Source organism: Pseudomonas sp. J380 (assembly GCF_009827115.1).
Classification (GTDB): domain Bacteria; phylum Pseudomonadota; class Gammaproteobacteria; order Pseudomonadales; family Pseudomonadaceae; genus Aquipseudomonas; species Aquipseudomonas paracarnis.
In genome coordinates this window covers 4,095,904-4,115,962 of the sequence record NZ_CP043060.1, presented here as the reverse complement: position 1 = coordinate 4,115,962, position 20,059 = coordinate 4,095,904, and the positions used below count along the sequence as shown (strand labels likewise).

At 60.3% G+C, this 20,059-nt stretch carries 22 protein-coding genes; 11 read left to right on the top strand and 11 right to left on the bottom strand.

Features of this window, described 5'->3' with window-relative positions; genetic code table 11:
- Positions 1–16: 16 nt before the first annotated feature.
- On the top strand, positions 17–424 hold the full coding sequence (locus FXO12_RS18550) for an SMI1/KNR4 family protein (RefSeq protein WP_034129154.1): 408 nt from the start codon (positions 17–19) through the stop codon (positions 422–424).
- A gap of 82 nt (positions 425–506) precedes the next feature.
- Here the strand turns inward: FXO12_RS18550 and FXO12_RS18545 are convergent, their stop codons facing one another.
- Entirely contained in the window at positions 507–2,267 is a 1,761-nt protein-coding gene (locus tag FXO12_RS18545) for a cation:proton antiporter (RefSeq protein ID WP_057975224.1), read from the bottom strand.
- A 281-nt stretch (positions 2,268–2,548) separates the two neighbouring features.
- Between FXO12_RS18545 and FXO12_RS18540 the strand changes: the two genes are divergently transcribed.
- Positions 2,549–3,034 carry an acyl-CoA thioesterase gene (locus tag FXO12_RS18540; protein WP_003195747.1) on the top strand — a complete coding sequence of 162 codons (486 nt, stop codon included), beginning with the start codon at positions 2,549–2,551 and terminating at the stop codon, positions 3,032–3,034.
- Positions 3,035–3,167: 133 nt separating this feature from the next.
- Here the strand turns inward: FXO12_RS18540 and pdxY are convergent, their stop codons facing one another.
- Positions 3,168–4,040, bottom strand: coding sequence for a pyridoxal kinase PdxY (gene pdxY / locus FXO12_RS18535; RefSeq protein WP_003195749.1), 873 nt, complete (start codon positions 4,038–4,040; stop codon positions 3,168–3,170).
- Between the two features lie 117 nt (positions 4,041–4,157).
- Here pdxY and FXO12_RS18530 point away from each other — a divergent pair, with 117 nt between their 5' ends.
- Positions 4,158–4,553, top strand: coding sequence for a DUF3301 domain-containing protein (locus tag FXO12_RS18530; protein ID WP_003195752.1), 396 nt, complete (start codon positions 4,158–4,160; stop codon positions 4,551–4,553).
- Here the strand turns inward: FXO12_RS18530 and FXO12_RS18525 are convergent.
- From FXO12_RS18525 to dksA, 4 genes are read right to left on the bottom strand one after another with little or no spacing between them, the layout of a single operon-like run.
- A complete protein-coding gene (locus FXO12_RS18525; RefSeq protein ID WP_057975223.1) occupies positions 4,547–5,509 on the bottom strand; it encodes a GTP-binding protein in 963 nt (320 codons plus the stop codon). The genes FXO12_RS18530 and FXO12_RS18525 overlap by 7 nt on opposite strands.
- Positions 5,510–5,553: 44 nt before the next feature.
- A complete protein-coding gene (locus FXO12_RS18520; RefSeq protein ID WP_054896083.1) occupies positions 5,554–6,198 on the bottom strand; it encodes a DUF1826 domain-containing protein in 645 nt (214 codons plus the stop codon).
- The gene (zigA, locus tag FXO12_RS18515; RefSeq protein WP_057975222.1) at positions 6,198–7,403 is read right to left on the bottom strand and encodes a zinc metallochaperone GTPase ZigA; all 1,206 of its coding nucleotides are present in this window, start codon (positions 7,401–7,403) and stop codon (positions 6,198–6,200) included. Before zigA ends, FXO12_RS18520 begins: the two co-directional genes overlap by 1 nt.
- A 27-nt stretch (positions 7,404–7,430) precedes the next feature.
- Positions 7,431–7,835 carry an RNA polymerase-binding protein DksA gene (gene dksA / locus FXO12_RS18510; RefSeq protein WP_034129158.1) on the bottom strand — a complete coding sequence of 135 codons (405 nt, stop codon included), beginning with the start codon at positions 7,833–7,835 and terminating at the stop codon, positions 7,431–7,433.
- Between the two features lie 125 nt (positions 7,836–7,960).
- Here dksA and FXO12_RS18505 point away from each other — a divergent pair, with 125 nt between their 5' ends.
- Complete coding sequence (locus FXO12_RS18505; protein ID WP_034129159.1) at positions 7,961–8,329, top strand: hypothetical protein; 369 nt, start codon at positions 7,961–7,963, stop codon at positions 8,327–8,329.
- Here the strand turns inward: FXO12_RS18505 and FXO12_RS18500 are convergent.
- Positions 8,326–9,537, bottom strand: coding sequence for an N-acetylmuramoyl-L-alanine amidase (locus tag FXO12_RS18500; RefSeq protein WP_057975220.1), 1,212 nt, complete (start codon positions 9,535–9,537; stop codon positions 8,326–8,328). The two genes, FXO12_RS18505 and FXO12_RS18500, sit on opposite strands and share 4 nt — an antisense overlap.
- Before the next feature lie 128 nt (positions 9,538–9,665).
- Here FXO12_RS18500 and folE2 point away from each other — a divergent pair, with 128 nt between their 5' ends.
- The 6 genes from folE2 to FXO12_RS18470 are packed head-to-tail and all read left to right on the top strand — an operon-like array spanning position 9,666 to position 14,876.
- On the top strand, positions 9,666–10,556 hold the full coding sequence (folE2, locus tag FXO12_RS18495) for a GTP cyclohydrolase FolE2 (protein ID WP_057975219.1): 891 nt from the start codon (positions 9,666–9,668) through the stop codon (positions 10,554–10,556).
- On the top strand, positions 10,553–11,221 hold the full coding sequence (locus tag FXO12_RS18490; protein ID WP_054916966.1) for a metal ABC transporter ATP-binding protein: 669 nt from the start codon (positions 10,553–10,555) through the stop codon (positions 11,219–11,221). Before folE2 ends, FXO12_RS18490 begins: the two co-directional genes overlap by 4 nt.
- Complete coding sequence (locus tag FXO12_RS18485; protein ID WP_057975218.1) at positions 11,222–12,088, top strand: metal ABC transporter permease; 867 nt, start codon at positions 11,222–11,224, stop codon at positions 12,086–12,088. It abuts the gene before it with no gap.
- Positions 12,089–12,099: 11 nt separating this feature from the next.
- Complete coding sequence (locus FXO12_RS18480) at positions 12,100–12,978, top strand: metal ABC transporter substrate-binding protein (protein ID WP_054916969.1); 879 nt, start codon at positions 12,100–12,102, stop codon at positions 12,976–12,978.
- On the top strand, positions 12,975–13,535 hold the full coding sequence (locus FXO12_RS18475; protein WP_057975216.1) for a DapH/DapD/GlmU-related protein: 561 nt from the start codon (positions 12,975–12,977) through the stop codon (positions 13,533–13,535). Before FXO12_RS18480 ends, FXO12_RS18475 begins: the two co-directional genes overlap by 4 nt.
- 3 nt (positions 13,536–13,538) lie before the next feature.
- Positions 13,539–14,876, top strand: a complete 1,338-nt coding sequence (locus tag FXO12_RS18470) for a dihydroorotase (protein WP_057975215.1) — start codon at positions 13,539–13,541, stop codon at positions 14,874–14,876.
- Here the strand turns inward: FXO12_RS18470 and FXO12_RS18465 are convergent.
- Positions 14,873–15,394, bottom strand: a complete 522-nt coding sequence (locus tag FXO12_RS18465) for a DUF3617 domain-containing protein (RefSeq protein ID WP_014720569.1) — start codon at positions 15,392–15,394, stop codon at positions 14,873–14,875. The two genes, FXO12_RS18470 and FXO12_RS18465, sit on opposite strands and share 4 nt — an antisense overlap.
- Positions 15,395–15,524: 130 nt before the next feature.
- On the opposite strand from FXO12_RS18465, the gene cls reads away from it, so the two are divergent.
- Entirely contained in the window at positions 15,525–16,964 is a 1,440-nt protein-coding gene (gene cls / locus FXO12_RS18460; protein ID WP_057975214.1) for a cardiolipin synthase, read from the top strand.
- A 134-nt stretch (positions 16,965–17,098) separates the two neighbouring features.
- Here the strand turns inward: cls and cfaB are convergent, their stop codons facing one another.
- The 3 genes from cfaB to FXO12_RS18445 form a co-directional block, all read right to left on the bottom strand.
- Entirely contained in the window at positions 17,099–18,283 is a 1,185-nt protein-coding gene (gene cfaB / locus FXO12_RS18455; protein WP_014720571.1) for a C17 cyclopropane fatty acid synthase CfaB, read from the bottom strand.
- Between the two features lie 88 nt (positions 18,284–18,371).
- The gene (locus FXO12_RS18450; RefSeq protein WP_057975213.1) at positions 18,372–19,160 is read right to left on the bottom strand and encodes a DNA-binding domain-containing protein; all 789 of its coding nucleotides are present in this window, start codon (positions 19,158–19,160) and stop codon (positions 18,372–18,374) included.
- Positions 19,151–19,996, bottom strand: a complete 846-nt coding sequence (locus FXO12_RS18445; RefSeq protein WP_034134115.1) for a DUF692 domain-containing protein — start codon at positions 19,994–19,996, stop codon at positions 19,151–19,153. Before FXO12_RS18445 ends, FXO12_RS18450 begins: the two co-directional genes overlap by 10 nt.
- Positions 19,997–20,059: the final 63 nt, after the last annotated feature.

The window sequence follows — 20,059 nt, the reverse complement described above, 5'->3', positions numbered from 1 at the left end:
CAAGAGGATCCCGGCCGTGGAAGAAATCATCGAACAACTGCGTGAAGCCAACGAACCGGTCCCGGTTCCTTTGGAGCTGCCTGACGAAGACCTGCTGGTGGAAATCGAGGAACAACTGTTCATCGACATCCCCTTTGTCTTCCGTGAATTCCTGCTGACCGTCAGTGACGTGGTCTACGGCAGCCTGGAGCCGGTGACCGTCACCGACCCACAGTCCCACACTTACCTGCCAGACGTTGCGGCCAACGCCTGGGATGCCGGTGTTGACCGCAGCCTGATCCCTATCTGCCAGGACGGCGACGACTACTATTGCGTCGAAGAAGACGGCACCGTCGTGCTGTGGTCCGGTGAGGAGGAACTGGTTACTGAAGAAACCTGGGAATCGGTGTGGCACTGGGCACGGGACGTCTGGCTGGAAAGCTGAGTCCCCTGACCTCTGGCAACCGGCTTTTGTGGCGAGGGAGCTTGCTCCCGCTGGGCTGCAAAGCAGCCCCCGCCAACGCCAGTCAGTGTTCCGTATCCTTGTGGTTATCCAGCGTCTCCAGCAACGCAACCTGCATCCGCGTATGCACACGGATAAACCAGCGCCAGAGCACTGCAGCCACCGCCGCCGTGACCACGGCAATCAACACCAGCAACTTGTTGGTCGGCAGAATACTGGCCGACAAGGCTGCCAATAGCAGGAAGATCACCAGCAGCGACAAGAGGGGGATCAGCTCCGCAATCACCCTTCGCACACGCTGGGTATGACGCCCGGCCATCTCTGGCTTCACGCTCATCTCCGCCAGCAGCATCGACAGCGCCTTGAGCTTGCGATACGCCGCAATCAGAAACGGCAACGACACCAGCAGCGCCCCGCCCCAGATCAACGCCTTCTGCCAACTCTGATCGCTGACCCAGCCCTCCAGATACCCACCGATGCGCTCCGCGAAAAAGCTGCCGGCAAAGAAGATCGCGATCACCAACGCCAGGTTTACCCCGACCTGCAGGATGATCTTGCGGATCATCGCGGCCAACATCGCCCCCTCGCCCTGAGGCTGAATGCTGCGCAACCATTCGCCATACATGCCGAACACTCGGCTCATACGCTTGGGCATTACCGCCGCGATCTTCAATGACAGCGGGTCCGCGCCACGAATCAGGTAGGGCGTGAGCAGCGTGGTGATCGCCGAAACGGCCACCGCCACTGGGTACAGAAAGTCGCTGGTGACCTGCAGGGTCATCCCCAGCGCCGCGATGATGAAAGAAAACTCGCCAATTTGTGACAGCCCCATACCCACCCGCAGCGAGGTGCGACCATCATTGCCGGCGATAAACGCACCCAGCCCGCAAGACAGCATCTTGCCCAGCACCACGGCCACGGTGATCACCGCAATGGGCCAGGCGTATTGCAGCAGGATCTGCGGGTCGATCATCAAGCCAATCGCCACGAAGAAAATCGCGCTGAACATGTCGCGAACGGGTTCGATCAGGCGTTCGATCTTAATCAACTGCCGGGATTCAGCCATGATCGCGCCGATCAAAAAGGCCCCGAGCACCATGCTGTATTCCAACTTCACCACCAGCAGGCAGAAACCAAAGCACAGCCCCAATACCGTGATCAGCAGCATCTCGTTGCTTTCAAACTTGGCCACATAAGCCAGCAGGCGCGGCACCAGCAAAATACCAATCACCAGCGCAACGATCATGAACAGCGAGAGCTTGCCGACAGTGGAGAACACCTCGCCGGAGCTGACCGTGCCACTCACGGCGATGCTCGACAGCAAGGCAATGATGCCGATACCCAGGATGTCCTCGACAATCAGCACACCGAAAATCAGCTGGGCGAACCGCTGGTCTTTCATCTTCAGGTCGTTGAGAGCCTTGACGATAATGGTGGTCGAGGAGATTGCCAGGATCGCGCCGAGGAACAGCGAGTCCATGGTGCTCCAGTCGAACCAGCGGCCGATCTCGTAGCCGATCCAGATCATCAGCACGATTTCCAGGAACGCCGCGATAAACGCCGTGGCCCCGACTTTGAATAGCTTGCGCAGGCTGAATTCCAGGCCCAGGCAAAACATCAGGAAGATGACCCCCAGCTCCGCCAGGGTCTTGATCGTGTCTTCATCGTGGATCAGGCCAAACGGCGGGGTGTGGGGGCCGATAATGAAGCCGGCGACGATGTAGCCCAACACCACCGGCTGCTTGAAGCGGTGAAACAGGATGGTGACCACCCCTGCCACCAGCATGATCACGGCCAAGTCCTGGATAAAGCTGATGGCGTGCATGGCGAGGGGCTCCTTGAGGGTGCCGGCGCTTTTCCCACTTCCGGCCTCGCCTTTGAAGGGTCGGAAAAGTCTGCCTTGATCGTAAGAAAAGCCCTGAGAAGGGCTTTTGAAGGGTAACACCGCGACTTCTGCTGGAAAGCCGGTGCAATATATGGAAACAGATCGCTGCGCGCGTGACGGCGAGCCGCCTGACGGCGTCCCGTTAGGGATGGCGCTGCAAAGACTTTGAGTACCCGCAGAGGTGCCTCCCCCAACCAATGCCTACAACCCGTGAGTGTGCTATGGAACCCGGAAACGCCCAGCTGTCGATGACGGTACTGATGACCCCTGACATGGCCAACTTCTCTGGCAATGTGCATGGCGGCACGCTGCTCAAGTACCTCGACGAAGTGGCCTATGCCTGCGCCAGCCGTTATGCCGGTCGTTATGTGGTCACGCTGTCAGTAGATCAGGTGATCTTTCGCGAGCCGATTCATGTCGGTGAGCTGGTGACCTTCCTGGCGTCAGTCAACTACACCGGCAATACGTCGATGGAAGTGGGCATCAAGGTGGTGACCGAGAATATCCGTGAACGCTCGGTGCGCCATACCAACAGCTGCTTCTTCACCATGGTGGCCGTGGACGACCAGCGCAAACCTGCCGCCGTACCGCCGTTGCAGCCGCAGAACAGCGAAGACAAGCGCCGCTTTGTGCAGGCTCAGCAGCGTCGGCAGATTCGTCAGGAACTGGAAAAGCGCTACCGGGAGATCAAAGCCGACGCGCCGTAAACTCCAAGCGGCGACTCAACTCAAAAACGTGTGGGAGCGGGCTTGCCCGCGATAGCAGTGGTTCAGTCGACATCGCTTTGACCGAGACTCCGCCATCGCGGGCAAGCCCGCTCCCACATTGGGTTCTGTGTCATTACAGGCTGATCGGTGTGGCTTCGAAGCGCACACGAGGGTGGGCAATACGGTCCTGGGCCCGCACCAGTTCCAGTTCATAACTGGCGCAAGCCTGGGTTTCCAGCAGCACTTCATGCACGGCCGCGGCGGTGAATTCAAAGGCAGCCACCAGGCTATCACCCAACAGCACCCGCGCCAGAAACAGGCCCGACGTCAGGTCGCCCACGCCCACTGGCTGACGCGGAAACGCCAGCAGGGGCCGGCGTAAATGCCAACTGCCGTCGGCCGTCACCAACAGCATTTCAAACCCTTCTGGCAGTTTGCCTGGGTAATCCAGGTGCTTGACCAACACCGCTTTGGGTCCGCGCGCCAGCAATGCTTTGGCCATCGCCAGGCAATCGAACAGCGATTGCGGCTTGCGCCCGGCAAAACTATCCAGCTCCAGTTGGTTGGGGCACAGGAAGTCTGCCATGGCGGCGGCTTCATCCAAGAGGAAATCGCTGACCTCCTGCGGCACGATGCAACCCTTTTCCGGGTGGCCCATCACCGGGTCGCACAGGTACAGCGCCTTGGGGTTGATCGCCTTGATGCGCGCCACACCGCTGAGGATGGCGCGGCCCTGGTCGGCACTGCCCAGGTAACCGGACAGCACCGCATCACAGTTGCCCAGCTCGCCAATCGCGGCAATACCCTCTACCAGCGCAGGAATTTGCTGCGGCGCCAACACTTCGCCCGCCCACTGTCCATACTGTGTGTGGTTGGAGAACTGCACCGTGTTGAGCGGCCAGACGTTCACCCCGACCCGCTGCATAGGGAACACGGCGGCGCTGTTTCCGGCGTGGCCGAAGACCACATGAGACTGGATCGCAAGCAGGTGAGGTGTACGTTTCATGCGGGAGATTTCCGTAAAACCGTTGAATTTCTGGCCGAGCAGTATGCGACTAAACGCAGCCTGTACGACAGACCGGCGACACAGTTAAGCTGCGCTCACTTTGTTGGAGTTCATGGAATGCTGACCCTGGGAAACATCTTCGTCTTGATGCTGCTGGCCACCGGCGCCGCCTGGGTTTGGCACAACCACGGCCTGCGCGAACGGGCGCTGGCGCGGGTCAAGCAGCATTGCGCCAAGCTCGATATCGAGCTGCTTGACGGTGCCGTGGCGCTCAAACGCATCGGTTTCGTCAAGGATGCCAATGGCCGCCGACGCCTGGCGCGTATCTATAATTTCGAGTTCACGGTGACCGGCGAAACCCGGCATGCCGGGGTCATCACCCAATTCGGCGCCCACAGCGCGCAGATCGAACTGGCGCCCTACCCGTTCGAAACCAAGGAGCCGCTGCCCAGCGCCGAGATCATCGAATTGAGCCAGTGGCGCCAGGACCACGCCAGCAAGAAACATCAGTAACGGCAGGCTGCCAGGGCGCTTTGCAATGCGGCCACGTCCTGTGGTGCGCTGAAGATCAACTCAACACGTGAATCGCGCCGCCAAGCGCTGGGTTGCCAGTGCAGTGGGCTGTTATCCACAGCGTTGGCGGACACCCAACCGTCAACGCTGTGGATGACCAATTTGGCACGGCGCCAGTCGATACTCGATAGCCACTGATGCAGACGGCTGACATCGAATCGCTGGCTTGGGTGCCAGCGCCAGCCAATGCTCCAGCCGCCCTCCTGGCCCTGACTCAGACAGATCGGCAACCCAGGGTCACTCCAGATCGCCGGCATTTGCCCCACCGCTTCAGGCACGCCGAGATTATCCACCGCTACTTGGGCCTGCGCTTTCAAACCAGGCAACTGGTCGAGTGGCAATCGCGCCTGGCGTGTCCAATGGAGCGGGCAATCGGGTAATTGCGCTTCAATCGCCTGACGTTGCACCGCAGTCAGCGTCTCGTCCTTGTTCAACACCAGCAGACCGGCACTGGCCAACGCCTCCTGTTGTGCCTGCGGCAACGGCCTGCCCGCCGCCAACGCCTGGGCATCGAGTACCAGCACGCAAGGCTGCACGGCCAGCACGTCTTGCCATGGTGCGTGCCGCAGTTGCTTGAGCAATTGCGCCGGATGGCCCAAGCCTGAGGGCTCGATAAACAACCGGTCCGGCTTAGCCTTACGCAACAAGCGGCCCAGCCCTACCTGGAACGGTGCACCGTTCACACAGCACAAACAGCCGCCAGCCACCTCGCCCAAGGCGATGCCGTCATCGTCTTGTGTGAGTAGGGCTGCGTCCAGGCCGATCTGGCCGAACTCGTTGATCAGCACCGCCCAGCGCTCGTTGGCCGGGCGCTGGGCAAGCAGGTGCTTGATCAGGCTGGTCTTGCCGGCGCCCAAGGGCCCTGCAATCACATGGGTAGGAATGTTCTGCAACATGAGAGGCATCGTTCAGGCCGTGTAGAGCGTTTGATCCTACGCGGTTATGCCAGCCAATCCAGCGTCAGGATCAACCGTCGCTCATCGGCCTTGAGCGCTGGCGAGCGGTGGATCAGCCCATGTCCTTCATTGCCGTGCCATTTGGTGCCTTTAAGCAGCGCCACTTCACCGCAATGGATCTGCTCGATGCGCTCAGTGGGCTCGGCATCCGCCTGGCTCAATCTGCGCCGGTCCATAACGCCTTCGCGCAACCATTGGCTTCCGATACCGGCGTAGGTGGTGATCAGCCGAACCGGCACGTGATCAACGTGAAAACGCGGACACATGGCCTTGTCCAATAGCCGTAAACGCACGCCGATGCGCTTGGCGCCCAACAGGCAGGCGAATGCACTGACCAGCCACGACACATCGGCGATAAACCCATCGTAGCCTTCAAGATCGCGACAGCTGGACGCAAAACCTTGCAAGTTCGGCACGGCGTCTTCGCTAGCCAACTCGACCACCAAGGACTCGGCCAACGGTTCATTGAGCGCCACCAGCAAAGCGCCAAACTCGGCGATATGCAGGGGCAATTGGCGCTGCCAGATCGCCAGGTTGACGCCATCATTGAGGATGTCGGACAGCGCCAGCGGCGTTTCTCCACAGCTTTGGCGGATGACAGGGCGTAGGGGAATGACCGGGGCCAGCATCAGGCGATCTGCTCGTACCAAGGGCCAAACGGGTCGGGTAGCTGGCGCCAACCTTCGACACCCAGGGCCATTTCTTCATCAGTGAGCAAGCAGGCGTCCAACTCGGTACGCATCTGGGCAAAGTCGATGTTTTGCCCGATAAACACCAGTTCCTGACGGCAGTCACCCGTGCTCAACTGCCAGTTAGCCATGATCGCCGCCACGCTTTCTTCGTCCTGAGGCCACTGGCTTTTCGGCACAAAGCGCCACCAACGCCCGGCAAACCCATGGCGCATCAACCCGCCCGCCTGGGACCAACTGCCCGCATCCTGATGTTTGCTGGCCAACCAGAAGAAACCCTTGGAGCGCAACAGCTTGCCGTTGACCCAGGGGCGGTCGATAAAGTCGAAAAACCGCTGTGGATGGAATGGCCGGCGCGCACGGTAAGCAGTGGACGCTATGCCGTATTCTTCGGTTTCCGGCACATGCTCACCGCGCAATTCCTGCAACCAGCCCGGGGCCTGGGCGGCGCGTTCGAAGTCGAAACGGCCAGTGTTGAGGATTTTGTTCAGCGGCACTTCGCCCATAACCATCGGGATGATTTCCGCCTGGGCGTTGAGGCGCTCGAGGATGGCCATCAGTTCTTCGCGCTCACGGCTGCTGATCAGGTCGATCTTGCTGATCAGGATGACGTCGGCGAATTCGATCTGTTCGATCAACAGGTCGGTGATGGAACGTTCATCCTCCTCACCGAGGGTTTCGCCCCGTGAAGCCAGGCTTTCGGCGGCCTGGTAGTCGAGCAGGAAATTCATACCGTCGACCACAGTAACCATCGTGTCCAGGCGTGCAATGTCGGCCAGGCTTTGCTCGTTTTCATCGCGAAAAGTGAAGGTTTCGGCCACGGGCAAAGGTTCGGAAATACCGGTGGATTCGATCAGCAGGTAATCGAAACGACCTTCTTTGGCGAGTTTTCCCACCTCTTCAAGTAAGTCTTCACGCAAGGTGCAGCAGATGCAGCCATTGCTCATCTCCACCAGCTTTTCTTCCGAACGATTGAGCGTGACATCACGCTGCACCTCGCTGCCGTCGATGTTGATTTCGCTCATGTCGTTGACGATCACCGCCACCCGCAGGTTGTCGCGGTTGCGCAGGACATAGTTGAGCAGAGTGCTTTTACCGGCACCGAGAAAGCCGGACAACACGGTCACAGGGAGACGATTGGGCATCAGGTATTCCTCATCAAGGTTGGCCGGTCAAACTGCCCGTCTATGGCGTTCGCGCAGCTCTTCACGTTCTTTGGCTTCGATACATAAGGTGGCGGTGGGACGCAGCAGCAGGCGTTGCAGGCCGATGGGTTCGCCGGTTTCACGGCACCAGCCGTATTCGCCACGAGCCAGCAACTCCAAGGCGTCGTCGATCTTGTCCAATAGCTTCTTTTCACGCTCCAGCAGGCGCAGTTGCCATTGGCGTTGCTCTTCGGCACTGCCGATATCCGCCAGATCGCTGTTGGTTTCCTGCTCGCGCAGCGCCTGGAACTCTGCGTCGATACGGGCTTGCAGGTCATCGCGCTGAGCCAGCAGCAGTTCGCGGAAGAAGCGCTGCTGGGCCTCATTCATGTAGTCGGCCGCTGGTTGGGCCAAAAGGTCGTGTTCGGTCATGGAAGCGGTTCGCGGGTCGGGCTGTGCATTTATGTTATAGTATAACAATACAAATAAGCCAATCCCTCTTGCTCGCCGCGACGAAGGGCGCAATGCTGGGTCACCTGCCTATGTTGAGAACCTCGATGAAATACCTGCTGTGCGCGCTGCTATTGGCAGTCGCAGGGCCTGCCTGCGCCCAGGCACCCAGCCTGTTGGCCAACTGCACACGCAGCGCCAACCTGCTGGCGTGTGTGGACCCGTTGGGCAATGCCTATAGCGTGGCAACCGTCGGCAGCACTACGTATCTGCGCGGTTTCGAAGTGATCGGCAAACGCTATTGGGCGCAGACCAACAGCCGTTATGGGCAACTGACGTTTTTTACCGGGTTGGCATCGGATGGCGAGGCGTGGGTCGGCTACACGCGGCGCGTGGGCTGGACCACCATCAACCGGTTTTCCAGCTCAGGGGGCGCCAGCGCCAAGTTCACTTGCAGCCGAATGACCGGCTGTTAGACCTGGCTGTTTTTCTGCGCCTGCACCCAGGCCATGTAGCTGTTCATGGGTGGGTTCTTCTGGAAGTAACGCTTGAGTCCTTCGAAAAGGCCATCCGCCACCGCCTGTTGATGGCGCGCCGTCACCAGCCGCTGGGCATCCCGAGGGTTGGAAATGAAACCCGTCTCCACCAGGATTGAAGGCACGTCCGGTGACTTGAGCACGGCGAACCCCGCCTGCTCCACACGTTTCTGATGCAGGCTGGTGATGTTTTGCAGGCTGCCCAATACCGAGCTGCCCAGTTGCAGGCTGGAGGCGATGGTCGCATTCATCGACATGTCGAGAATGACCCCGGCCAGCATCGGGTCCTTGTCCTTCAGATTGAGCAAGGTGGTGGCGCCCAGCAAGTCGGCGCCATTTTCGCGTTGGGCCATGAAGCGGGCCGTGGCGGAGGTGGCGCCCCCTTCAGACAACGCATACACCGAAGCGCCCGACGCGGTCAGCCGTGGCGCGGCGTCGGCATGCACTGAGATAAACATATCGGCCTTGTGCTGACGGGCGATGTCCACGCGCTTGCGCAGCGGCACGAAGAAGTCGTCGTTGCGCACCAGTTTTACGTCAAAACCCTTTTCGCGCTTCAAGCGTTTAGCCAACAACTGGGCAATCGACAGCACCACATCTTTTTCGCGCTGGCCCTTGGAGCCAATGGCACCTGGGTCTTTGCCGCCATGGCCGGGGTCGACCACCACGATGATGTCGCGCTTGGGATGCGCCTTATCTACCGGAGTTACCAAGGGTGCCGTCTCAGCGGCGATTTGACGGGGCACACGGGTCGCGTTGGTCAGGTCCAACACCAGGCGATGGCCTTGGCCATCCTGGGGCGGCAGCACGAAGCTGTTGAGCTGCATGGGCTCGATCAGGTCCAGCACGATGCGCGTATCGCTCTTGCCGAAATGCCCGGAACGGATCGAGGTAATCCCACTATTCTCCAACGCCAATTGGGAAAAGTCGCCGCTGAGCCCGGCGCCACTCAAGTCGATGATCAAGCGGTCCGGTGAGGTCAGGGAAAAGGTCTTGTATTGCACCGGGCCGCTGAGGTCGAACACCAGGCGCAGCTTGTCCTCCGAGCGCCACAGGCGTGCATTGCGAATCTGCGTGGCGTAAGCCCCCAAAGGCAAGGCGAACAAGGGGCTGACCAGCAGCAGGTTGAGGAGCTGACGTCGGTGCATGGCATATACCGCAGATAAAGGAGTATCCCTACTCGATATGACTGAACAAAGGCTGGAGCAGAAAATTCATCGTAGCTCGTATTGTTATACTATAACATGTCGAATTATTTCCAACGATGGACCTGCTTATGAACGCGCTGACTCTGCCGGATATCGCCGCGCAGGCTTCACGCCAAGCCTTGCCACTCGACTGGGTGGGGATGTGCGGCATCGCCTTGCCGATCCAGATTGACGGTCAACGCCTGGCCGCCACCGCTGATGCGGGCGTAAGCCTGGACGACGGCACGGCCCGTGGCATTCATATGTCACGCCTGTACCTGGCTCTGGAAATGCTCGATCAACACCCGCTGACACCTGCACTGCTGCGTAATGTACTGCAGCGTTTTCTCGACACACATGAAGGTTTATCTAAGAACGCTTACTTGCGCATCAACACCCAGTTGCTGCTTAAACGACCCGCCCTGGTCAGTCCGCTAGCCGGCTGGAAGAGCTACCCGGTGAGCATCGAAGCGCGTCTGGAAAACCAGATGTTCCACGTGGAACTAAAAATTGACGTTACTTATTCCTCAACCTGCCCTTGCTCCGCCGCCCTCGCCAGGCAGTTGATTCAGCAGCAATTTGTGGATGATTTCGCCAACACTCCGTTGCAGCACGAAGCGCTGCTGGCCTGGCTCGGCAGTGCAAACGGTATCGTTGCCACACCCCATAGCCAACGCAGCAGCGCGCAGTTGCAAGTTCAGTTGCAAGGTACTGACCTGCCGATAATCGACTTGATCAACGCTGCCGAAGCCGCGCTCGGTACCGCCGTACAAACCGCGGTGAAACGCGCAGACGAACAAGCCTTCGCCCTGGCCAACGGGCAGAACCTGATGTTCTGCGAAGACGCCGCTCGCCGCCTGAACCTCGCCTTGAAACGCTCGGATGCCATCAAAGCCTTCCACCTCAAAGTGATCCACGCCGAAAGCCTGCACGCGCACGATGCCGTGGCTGAAAGCCACTGGACGAGAGACTTTGCATGATCACCTGTAACTCTTTGCGCTGGGGTGCCCCAGGGCAACCGCTCACCCCGGCACTGGATTTGACCCTGGAAAAAGGCAGCCTCACCGGCATCATCGGCGCCAATGGCACAGGCAAGAGCAGCCTGCTCAAAGTCATCGCCGGCCTGCAAAAACCGCTGGCGGGAAAGGTCATTGTGGATGTTCCACGCCGTGGCGGCTTGGCCTTCCTACCCCAGCAGCAACACTTGGACCGCCAGTTCCCTATCAGCCTGCAAGAGCTGGTCGCTGCCGGTTTCTGGGGCACCCAACACACCGCGCAACAACGCAGCCAACGCCTGCACGCGGTACTCGAAGACTGGTGCCTGACTGGCTTGGAACATCGACCGTTGATGGCATTGTCCGGCGGCGAATTGCAGCGCGCCCTGCTGGCACGCATGAGCCTGGCCGACGCATCCGTCCTGCTGCTCGACGAACCTCACGCAGCCCTCGATGAGGACGGTCAGGCGCTGTGCTGGAAACACATCCATGCCTGGCACAACGAAGGCCGCACCCTGGTGATCGTCTGCCATGACCTGGCCGCCGTGCGTCACCACACCCAGCACGTACTGCAGATCAAAAACACCGGCTGCCTATTCGGCCCCAGCAAAGAGCTGATCCGCCCGCAACCGCAGATGCAGGTGGCCTGAATGCACTTCACTGCCCACTTATGGATGCCGTTTCATGAGTTTGTCTTTATGCGCCGCGCACTCATCGGCGGTTTGGTACTGGCTTGCAGCACCGCGCCGCTAGGTGTGTTTTTGATCCTGCGGCGCATGAGCCTGATCGGTGATGCGGTGGCCCACGGCATCCTGCCCGGCGCAGCCCTGGGTTTCTGGTTCGCCGGCCTGAGCCTGCCCGCGCTGACCCTCGGCGGCCTGGGTGCAGGCCTGAGCATGGCCGGCCTGGCCGCGTGGATCACCCGCCGCACCGGGCTGCGCGAAGACGCCAGCCTCGCCGCCATCTACCCCATCTCTTTGGCCGCCGGGGTGCTGATCCTGGGCCTTGCCGGCAAGCGCCTGGACCTGCTGCACCTGCTGTTCGGCTCCGCCCTGGCCGTGGATCAAACCACACTGACCGGCATGCTCTGGGTCTCGGGTTTCAGCCTGATCGTCATGGCGCTGATCTACAAACCGCTGCTGCTGGACACCCTCGACCCGCTGTTCCTGCAAACCGTCAGCCGCCTCGGCCCCCTCGCCCATGGCGTGTTCCTGACCCTGGTGGTGCTGAACCTGGTGATCGGTTTCCAGGCCATCGGCGCGTTGATGGTGGTCGGCTTGATGATGTTGCCGGCCATCGCCTCACGCTTCTGGAGCCGACGCCTTCCAGTGCTGATCGCGGTATCGGCGCTGCTGGGATGCCTGTCGGTGTGGTTGGGCCTGCTGCTGTCGTTCTACTACTCACTGCCCAGCGGCCCGGCGATCGTGCTGGTGGCAGGCGCTGGGTATTTGTTGTCCGTGGTGTTCGGTCCGGTGCACGGCTTGTTGCGCCGCCCGCCTTTGCTCACATCCCAATGAGGTGTTTCCCGATGCGCGCTCTATTCGTGCTGTTCAGTCTGCTGCTGCCGCTTTCGATGGCCCACGCCGCCGACAAACTCCAAGTGGTCACCAGCTTCAGTATTCTCGATGACATCACCCACCAGATCGGTGGCGAGCATATCCAGATCAGCAACATGGTCGGCCCGGACGCCGACGCCCATACCTATGAACCCACGCCGGACGACGCCAAGGCACTGCTCAAGGCCAAGGTCATCATCAAGAACGGCCTCGGTTTCGAGCCGTGGCTGGACCGCCTGGTCACCAGCACCGAAACCAAGGCAACGGTGGTCACCGCCAGCAAAGGCGTGATTTCCCACACCATGGACGAGGATGGCGAAACCATTCCCGACCCGCACGCCTGGCACAACCTGGCCAACGCCGAAATTTATGTGAGCAATATCACCAAAGCGCTGGTAGCCGCCGACCCTGCCAATAAGACCGCCTACCTGAGCAACAGCCAGGCCTACCTCAAGCAAATCCATAGCCTGCTGGACGAGGCCAAGGCCAAGTTCGGCGCCCTGCCACCGGGTAACCGCCGCATCGTCACTTCCCACGACGCTTTCGGTTACCTGGGCCAAGCCTATGGCATCCAGTTCCTCGCACCCCAGGGCTTGTCCACCGAACGTGACCCTTCGGCCGCTGAAGTTGCCGCGCTGATCACTCAGATTCGCAAGGACAAGGTCAAAGCCGTGTTCATGGAAAACATCAAAGACTCGCGCCTGCTCAAGCAGATCGCTGACGAAAGCGGCGCACAGATCGGCGGCACGCTGTACTCCGACGCCCTCGCCGCAGAAGGCCCGGCCAGCACCTTTATCGGGCTGTTCGAATACAACCTCAACACCCTGTGCGCCGCACTGAGCCAGCCATGATCCGCAAAAATCCTTCCGGCGACCTGCCGGTGATTGCCGAATCGGCCTACGTCGACAAGACCGCGATCATCTGCGGCAAAGTCATCATCGGTGAGAACGTGTTCGTCGGCCCTTACGCCGTGATCCGCGCCGACGAAGTGGATGCCAGCGGCGCCATGGACCCGATCACCATCGGCGCCAACTCCAACATCCAGGACGGCGTGGTCATCCACTCCAAATCCGGCGCAGCAGTGACCATCGGAGAATTCACCTCCATCGCTCACCGCTCCATCGTCCACGGCCCCTGCACAGTGGGCGACCGCGTGTTTATTGGCTTCAACAGTGTGCTGTTCAATTGCGTCGTGGGCGATGGGTGCGTGGTGCGCCACAACTCGGTGGTCGACGGCCGCGACCTGCCCGCCGCTTTCTACGTGCCCTCCACCACGCGTATCGGCCCCAACACCGACTTGTCGCACTTCCCGCCGGTGAGTGTCAGCGCCTCGGAGTTTTCCGAAGACGTGGCACGCACCAACGTCGACCTGGTGCGCGGCTACAAAGCCCTGCAAAACGAGTTCTGAACCATGAGCCGCCTGCTGATCCGCAACGCCCGCCTGGTCAACGAGGGCCAGGTATTCGACGCCGACGTACTGATCGCCAATGGTCGTATCGAGAAGATTGCCGCCAGCATTCAAGGCGATAACGAACCGGTGGAAATCGATGCCAACGGCCAGTGGCTACTGCCAGGGATGATCGACGACCAGGTGCACTTTCGCGAACCCGGTGCACCGGAAAAAGGCAGTTTCTACAGCGAATCCCGCGCGGCGGTGGCCGGTGGTATCACCAGCTTCATGGACATGCCCAACACCCACCCGGCCACGCTGAACCTGGAAGCCCTTGCCGATAAAAAGCGCCGTGCCGCACTGCATTCAGTGGCCAACTACGGCTTCCATTTTGGCGTGAGCAACGACAACCTCGACACCGTCGCGGCCCTCGCTCCTCGTGAAGTAGCTGGAGTCAAAGTGTTCATGGGCGCCTCCACCGGCAATATGCTGGTGGACGACCCACGCGTTCTGGAGCGCCTATTTGCCGAGGCGCCGACCATCCTGCTCGCTCACTGCGAACACACGCCCAGCATATTGGCCAACGAGCAGCGCCTGCGCGAACGCTTCGGCGAGCATATTCCCGCCGTCGCCCACCCGCTGATCCGTGATGCCGAGGCCTGTTATCGCTCGTCATCGTTTGCCGTGGAATTGGCCAAACGCCATGGCACGCGCCTGCATGTGTTGCACCTGACCACCGCTCGCGAACTCGCGCTGTTCGAAGACAAGCCCCTGGCCGACAAGCACATCACCGCCGAAGTCTGCCTGCACCACCTGCTGTTCGATGACCGCGATTACCACCGCCTCGGCCACCAGATCAAATGCAACCCGGCGATCAAGACCCGCGCCGACCGCGACGCGCTGCGCCTGGCGTTATTGAGTGATCGTCTGGATGTGATTGGCACCGACCATGCGCCGCATACCTGGGCGCAAAAACAGTTGGACTATCGGCAAGCACCCTCGGGCTTGCCCCTGGTGCAGCATGCCCTGCCGGCGTTGCTGGAGTTGGTGGCCGACGGGCATTTACCCCTGACCACTCTGGTAGCCAAGACCAGCCACCGCGTGGCCGACCTGTTTGCCATTGCTGATCGCGGCTACGTGCGCGAGGGCTACTGGGCCGACCTGGTACTGATCAAACCGGAGCCTGCTGGCAAGCCGGTCAACAGCCAGCCTATTCTCGCCCGCTGCGGCTGGACACCCTTTGCAGAACGCAGCTTTCGCCACAGCGTGAGTACCACACTGGTCAGCGGCCACCTGGCCTGGCACAACGGCCAGGTGGTCAACAGTTGCCAGGGCTTGCCCCTGCAGTTCGGGCGTTAGGCGCGGGGTTTGACCGAACCGCAATCGTTGCCCAGCCACTGGGCGTGGCTGTCCAGGCTACCCTTCTGCTGGATCCCGGTGGCATTGAAGGTACCGTTGACGCTGGTGGTGAATTCTTTCTGGCTCTGGAACGTTGCCACTCCAGTGCCCTGGGCTTTCGGGCAACTGAAACGGAATTTCCACTGGTTGCCGCTCTTGTCGGTGACTTCCTGTTTGCAGCCCGATTGAGGGTCGGTCAGGGGGATCGAATCGGAGGCCACCTGAGCCGGGGTCAGGCACACCTGTACGCCTTTACCGGCCATGTTGATGCCTTGCTTTTCGAGCATGGCGCGCTGTTCAGGGGTCATCTGTTGCTTGAGTTGACCGAGGATCAGCGACAAGTCCGGCAGGTCCTGGTTATCGACTTTCATATTGCTGGTGGTCAATTCCCACAAGCCCGGCGCCAGCATCTGCGCCTGCGCCGCCACAGGCAGCGACAAACCAACAACCATGGCCAAACCAAGCAGACGAGCATTCATCGGGTAACTCCTGGGTAATTGTGGGCGTTAGACGTCGCAAAGCAGCCAGTGTTGCATGGCAAATAAAATAGCGACATTCACAGCCGTTCATGGTCTGTTACGCACTGGACTGCCTGGAGTTACGTCGTTCATGGATTTCTTTGGCCCGCACCTGCTCGCCTACGTCATTGCCACGCTGCACTTTCTCGGAACGCTCGCCGCGATCCACGCAGTACTGACCGTGCGCACCGCCCAAGGCTCGATCGCCTGGGCGTTGTCACTGATGTTCATGCCCTACCTGACGCTGATCCCCTACCTGATTTTTGGCCGCAGCACCTTCGACGCGTACATCCAGGCCCGTCGCCAGGCCAACCAGGAAATGCACACGGCCATCACCGAACTGAACTGGCGCCCGTGGGTGGAGGAAGCGCTTGCGGCGCGCAACTCCAGCGCCTACGCCTCCTTGCGCGCCATGCCCAAGCTGGGCCGCATGCCCTGCCTGGCCAACAACGAAGTGCGCCTGTTGATCAATGGCGATGCCACCTTCGGCGCGATCTTCGAGGCTATTCGTAACGCAAAGACCGCCGTGCTGTTCCAGTTTTTCATCATTCACGATGATGAACTGGGCCGCCAATTGCAGGCCCTGTTGAAGGAAAAAGCCGCTCAGGGCGTGGCCATTTACGTCCTGTACGACCGCATCGGCAGCCACGCCCTGCCCCATCGTTATGTGCAAGCGCTGCGTGACGCAGGCGTGCAGGTCAAGGCATTCGCCACCCGCAGTGGCTGGCTCAATCGCTTCCAGGTCAACTTCCGTAACCATCGCAAGATCGTCGTGGTGGACGGCATCTCCGGTTTTGTCGGCGGGCATAACGTAGGCGATGAATACCTGGGTAAAAAACCGCCCCTGGCGCCATGGCGCGATACCCATGTGCAGGTCACCGGCCCGGTGGTGGCGTGCCTGCAGGAGTCGTTTGCCGAGGACTGGTTCTGGGCCGCACGGGAACTGCCGCCACTGATCCTGCCGGATGCCTACCCGGAAGACGGCGTGCTCTGCCAGTTGCTCGCCAGTGGGCCAGCGGACCCTTATGAAACCTGTTCGCTGTTTTTCGTCGAGGCCATCCATGCGGCGACCGAGCGCGTGTGGATCACCAGCCCCTACTTCATCCCCGACGAGGCGGTATTTGCCGCCCTGCGCCTGGCGGTATTGCGCGGAGTCGATGTGCGCCTGCTGCTGCCGTCACGGCCCGACCACCGCATCGTATATGCCGCGTCCAGCCTGTATGCCAACGAAGCGGTGCGAGCGGGCGTGCGGGTGTTTCGCTACACGCCGGGCTTTTTGCATCAGAAGGTGGTGTTGGTGGACAGCGAAATCAGCGCCATTGGCAGTGCCAACATGGACAACCGTTCGTTCCGGCTGAATTTTGAAGTGATGCTGCTGACGGTGGATGAAACCTTCGCCAACCAGGTTGAGCAGATGCTGCTGGACGACTTTGCCCTGGCCCATGAAGTCAGCCAGGAAGAAAGCCGCGAGACCCGTCGCCTGCAACAACTGGGGATGCGCGTGGCGCGCTTGATCTCACCCATCCTCTAACCGCCAACACACAACCAATAATGTAGGAGCGAGCTTGCTCGCGAAAAACTCACAGGCGCCGCGTTCATTCAGCTAGTACGCGTTATCGTTGACGTTTTTCGCGAGCAAGCTCGCTCCTACGGTTTTGAGCGTGATCAGCGGTAGAGGTCTTCCCGCGTCCACGGCAGTTCATGCCCGCCATCGGCATGGGGTTTCACTGCCAGTATCTGGTGCAGATTGATCCAGCCTCGGGCAAACGCATAAGCGCAGCCAGCCAGGTACAGCCGCCAGATGCGTAGCGCCTGTTCCGGTACCATCTTCGCCGCTGCTTCCAGGTTGTCTTCCAGACGTTCGCTCCAATGGTCCAATGTGCGGGCGTAATGCATACGCAGGCTTTCGACATCGACCACTTCCAGCCCTGCTTCACTGATCTCGGCGGTCATCATGGCCAGGTGCGGCAGTTCGCCGTTAGGGAACACGTAGCGCTCGATAAACTCGCCGGCGCCACGGCCTACGGGGCGGCCATCGGTGTGCTTGGCGGTAATGCCATGGTTCATCACCAGACCACCTTCACGCACCGCGCCGAACAGGGTCCGGCAGTACTGCGCCAGGTTGGCGTGGCCGACGTGTTCGAACATGCCCACGCTTACCACTTTGTCGAAACGGCCGTCCTGGGGCAGGTCGCGGTAGTCGAGTAATTGCAGGTCGACCTGGTCTTCCAGGCCTTCGGCTTTCACCCGCTCCTTGGCCAGCGCCAGTTGTTCCTTGCTCAAGGTGATGCCGAACACCTTGACCCCGAACTCACGTGCGGCATAGCGCGCCAACCCGCCCCAGCCGCAGCCCACATCCAAAAGATATTCACCCGGCTGCAGCCGCAACTTGCGGCACAGGTGGCGAAATTTGTCTTGTTGGGCCTGGTCGATCGACTCGCTGCCGGTTTCGAAATAACCGCAGGAGTAGGCCATGTCCTGGTCCAGCCATAGCTGGTAGAACTCGTTGGACAGGTCGTAATGGTAGGAAATGGCCGCCGCGTCGGTGGCCTTGTCGTGAATCGAGCGTACCGGGCGACTCTCCTCGTCGTCATCGACCAAGGCGTGACTCAACTCGTCACATACCCTGATCACTTCGGTGATGGAGCCTTCCAGCTCCAGCTTGCCCTCGACGAAGGCTTCGCCCAGTGAGTCGAGCGTTGGATGGGTCAGCCTGGATACAACCGTGGGGTCCTTGACCACGATGGTGACGCTGGGCTCAGGGCCCAAGTTGAATTCATGGCCGTCCCAGAGTCGAAGACGCAGCGGTAGCTGAAGATTCTGTAAGGCCGGTGGAAGTTGCGCGAGCATGAGTAGTCCCCCCTTGTTTCAGACGTCTGCTGTGAGGGTAGACCATGCCAAACAAAGTAGGAAGCTATCGAATGAATAGCCCCCCTCTCTATGGCGCTCGGCGCTCGAGCAAACCTTCCTGGACCCACTGTTTCAGCCAAGTGGCCGCTTGCAGCGACGCCCCCTCTGCATAAGTGACCGCGACCTCAGTACACAGTTCTGAAAAATTCCACCCCATGGTCACCATGCCCGAGAGTGCACAAGCTTCAGCGGCTTCCAGGCTGCGGTAGTGGCAGCGGTTCTGGTTGCGCCACACCAGGCAGATTTGCGCCGGTTCCAGCGCCTGGCTGCCGGGGAAATCCGACTCATCCTTGCTGGCTCGCCAGATCGCCACCGTGTTGAAACGGCAAAGCAGCTGCTGCACCGAAGGCGCCAGCGCAACCTGCAAGGTGGGCCAGTCTTCAGGCGCCAAATGCGCCATGTCATTCAAGGTCAGCGGCTCCCCTTCGGCGGCGTCAAACGCCAAGGTGAACGCCCACTCCAGGCGTGCCAACTCAGCCAAAGGCGCACTTTGCGCAGCCATCAAATGCTCAACGATAAACATCGCAAAGCGCTCGCCCAACCAGCGCACGCTGTAATGGGCCGACGGATAACGGCGGATGTAGGCCTCGGTCAGTGAGCAAAACTGCTCATCTCCCAGCCAATACCAGATGGCACCGAAGTCATGGCGCAGCACCTCTTGCAGTCGCGACAGATAGGCGTTGTGGTAAATCGCCAGGCCGGTGTCCACATCCAACGTCGGCCCTCCCAGCAAGGTGGCGGCAAAGCCACTGCTGGCCGCGGGCGCTTCGGATAATAGATGCTGTTCAAACGCCAACTGCCAGTCGATCAGGCGCATAACGCTCTCCGGGCCAAGGCGCTGGCACCCAACTCACGGGCTTTGTTCAACTCGGTGAGCAACTCTTCGAAGGGCGGAAAATGGTCATCGCGTTCCAGCAAGGTCGACACCGGGCCCAAATGCTCCAAAGTTTGCTGATACAGCGCCCACACCGGGTCGCACACTGGATGGTCATGGGTATCGACCACATAGTCGCCATAGTCCATATGCCCCGCCAAATGCAGTTGGCGAATGCTTTCGGGTGGCAGGTTGCGAATGAACGTCCAGGCATCAAAGCCATGGTTGCGTGCGCTGACGTAGACGTTGTTGACGTCCAGCAGCAATTGGCAGCCGCTCAGGTGGGCCAAGGCGTTGAGGAACTCCCACTCGGTGAATTCATCCGCCTTGGAACGCACGTAGCTTGAGACATTTTCCAGCACCAGCGGCCGTTGCAAGACGTCCTGCACCTGACGCACGCGGCCGGCCACGTGGTAGAGGCTTTCTTCGGTGTAAGGCAGGGGCAGCAAGTCATGTAACTGGTGCGCGCTGCCACGGCTCCAGCACAGGTGATCGGAAATCCACGCCGGCTGAATGCGCTCTGCGAGCTGTTTGATGTGGTTCAGGTAATCCGTATCGAGGGCATGTGGCCCGCCGATGGACAACGACACACCGTGCATCACCAAGGGGTAACGTTCGGCTATCGCATCCAGGTAGTACAAGGCCTTGCCGCCCTGCACCAAGTAATTCTCGGAGATCACTTCGAACCAATCCACGGCCGGCGACTGTTCTAGAATCTGGTGGTAGTACTCACTGCGTAAACCCAGGCCGTAACCCAGACTTGGAAGGGACGCGGACATGACTCACTCCAGGGCAAAGTGTCCGCAGCGGTAGCAGGCAGCCGCCGCGGTTGCACTTGTTTG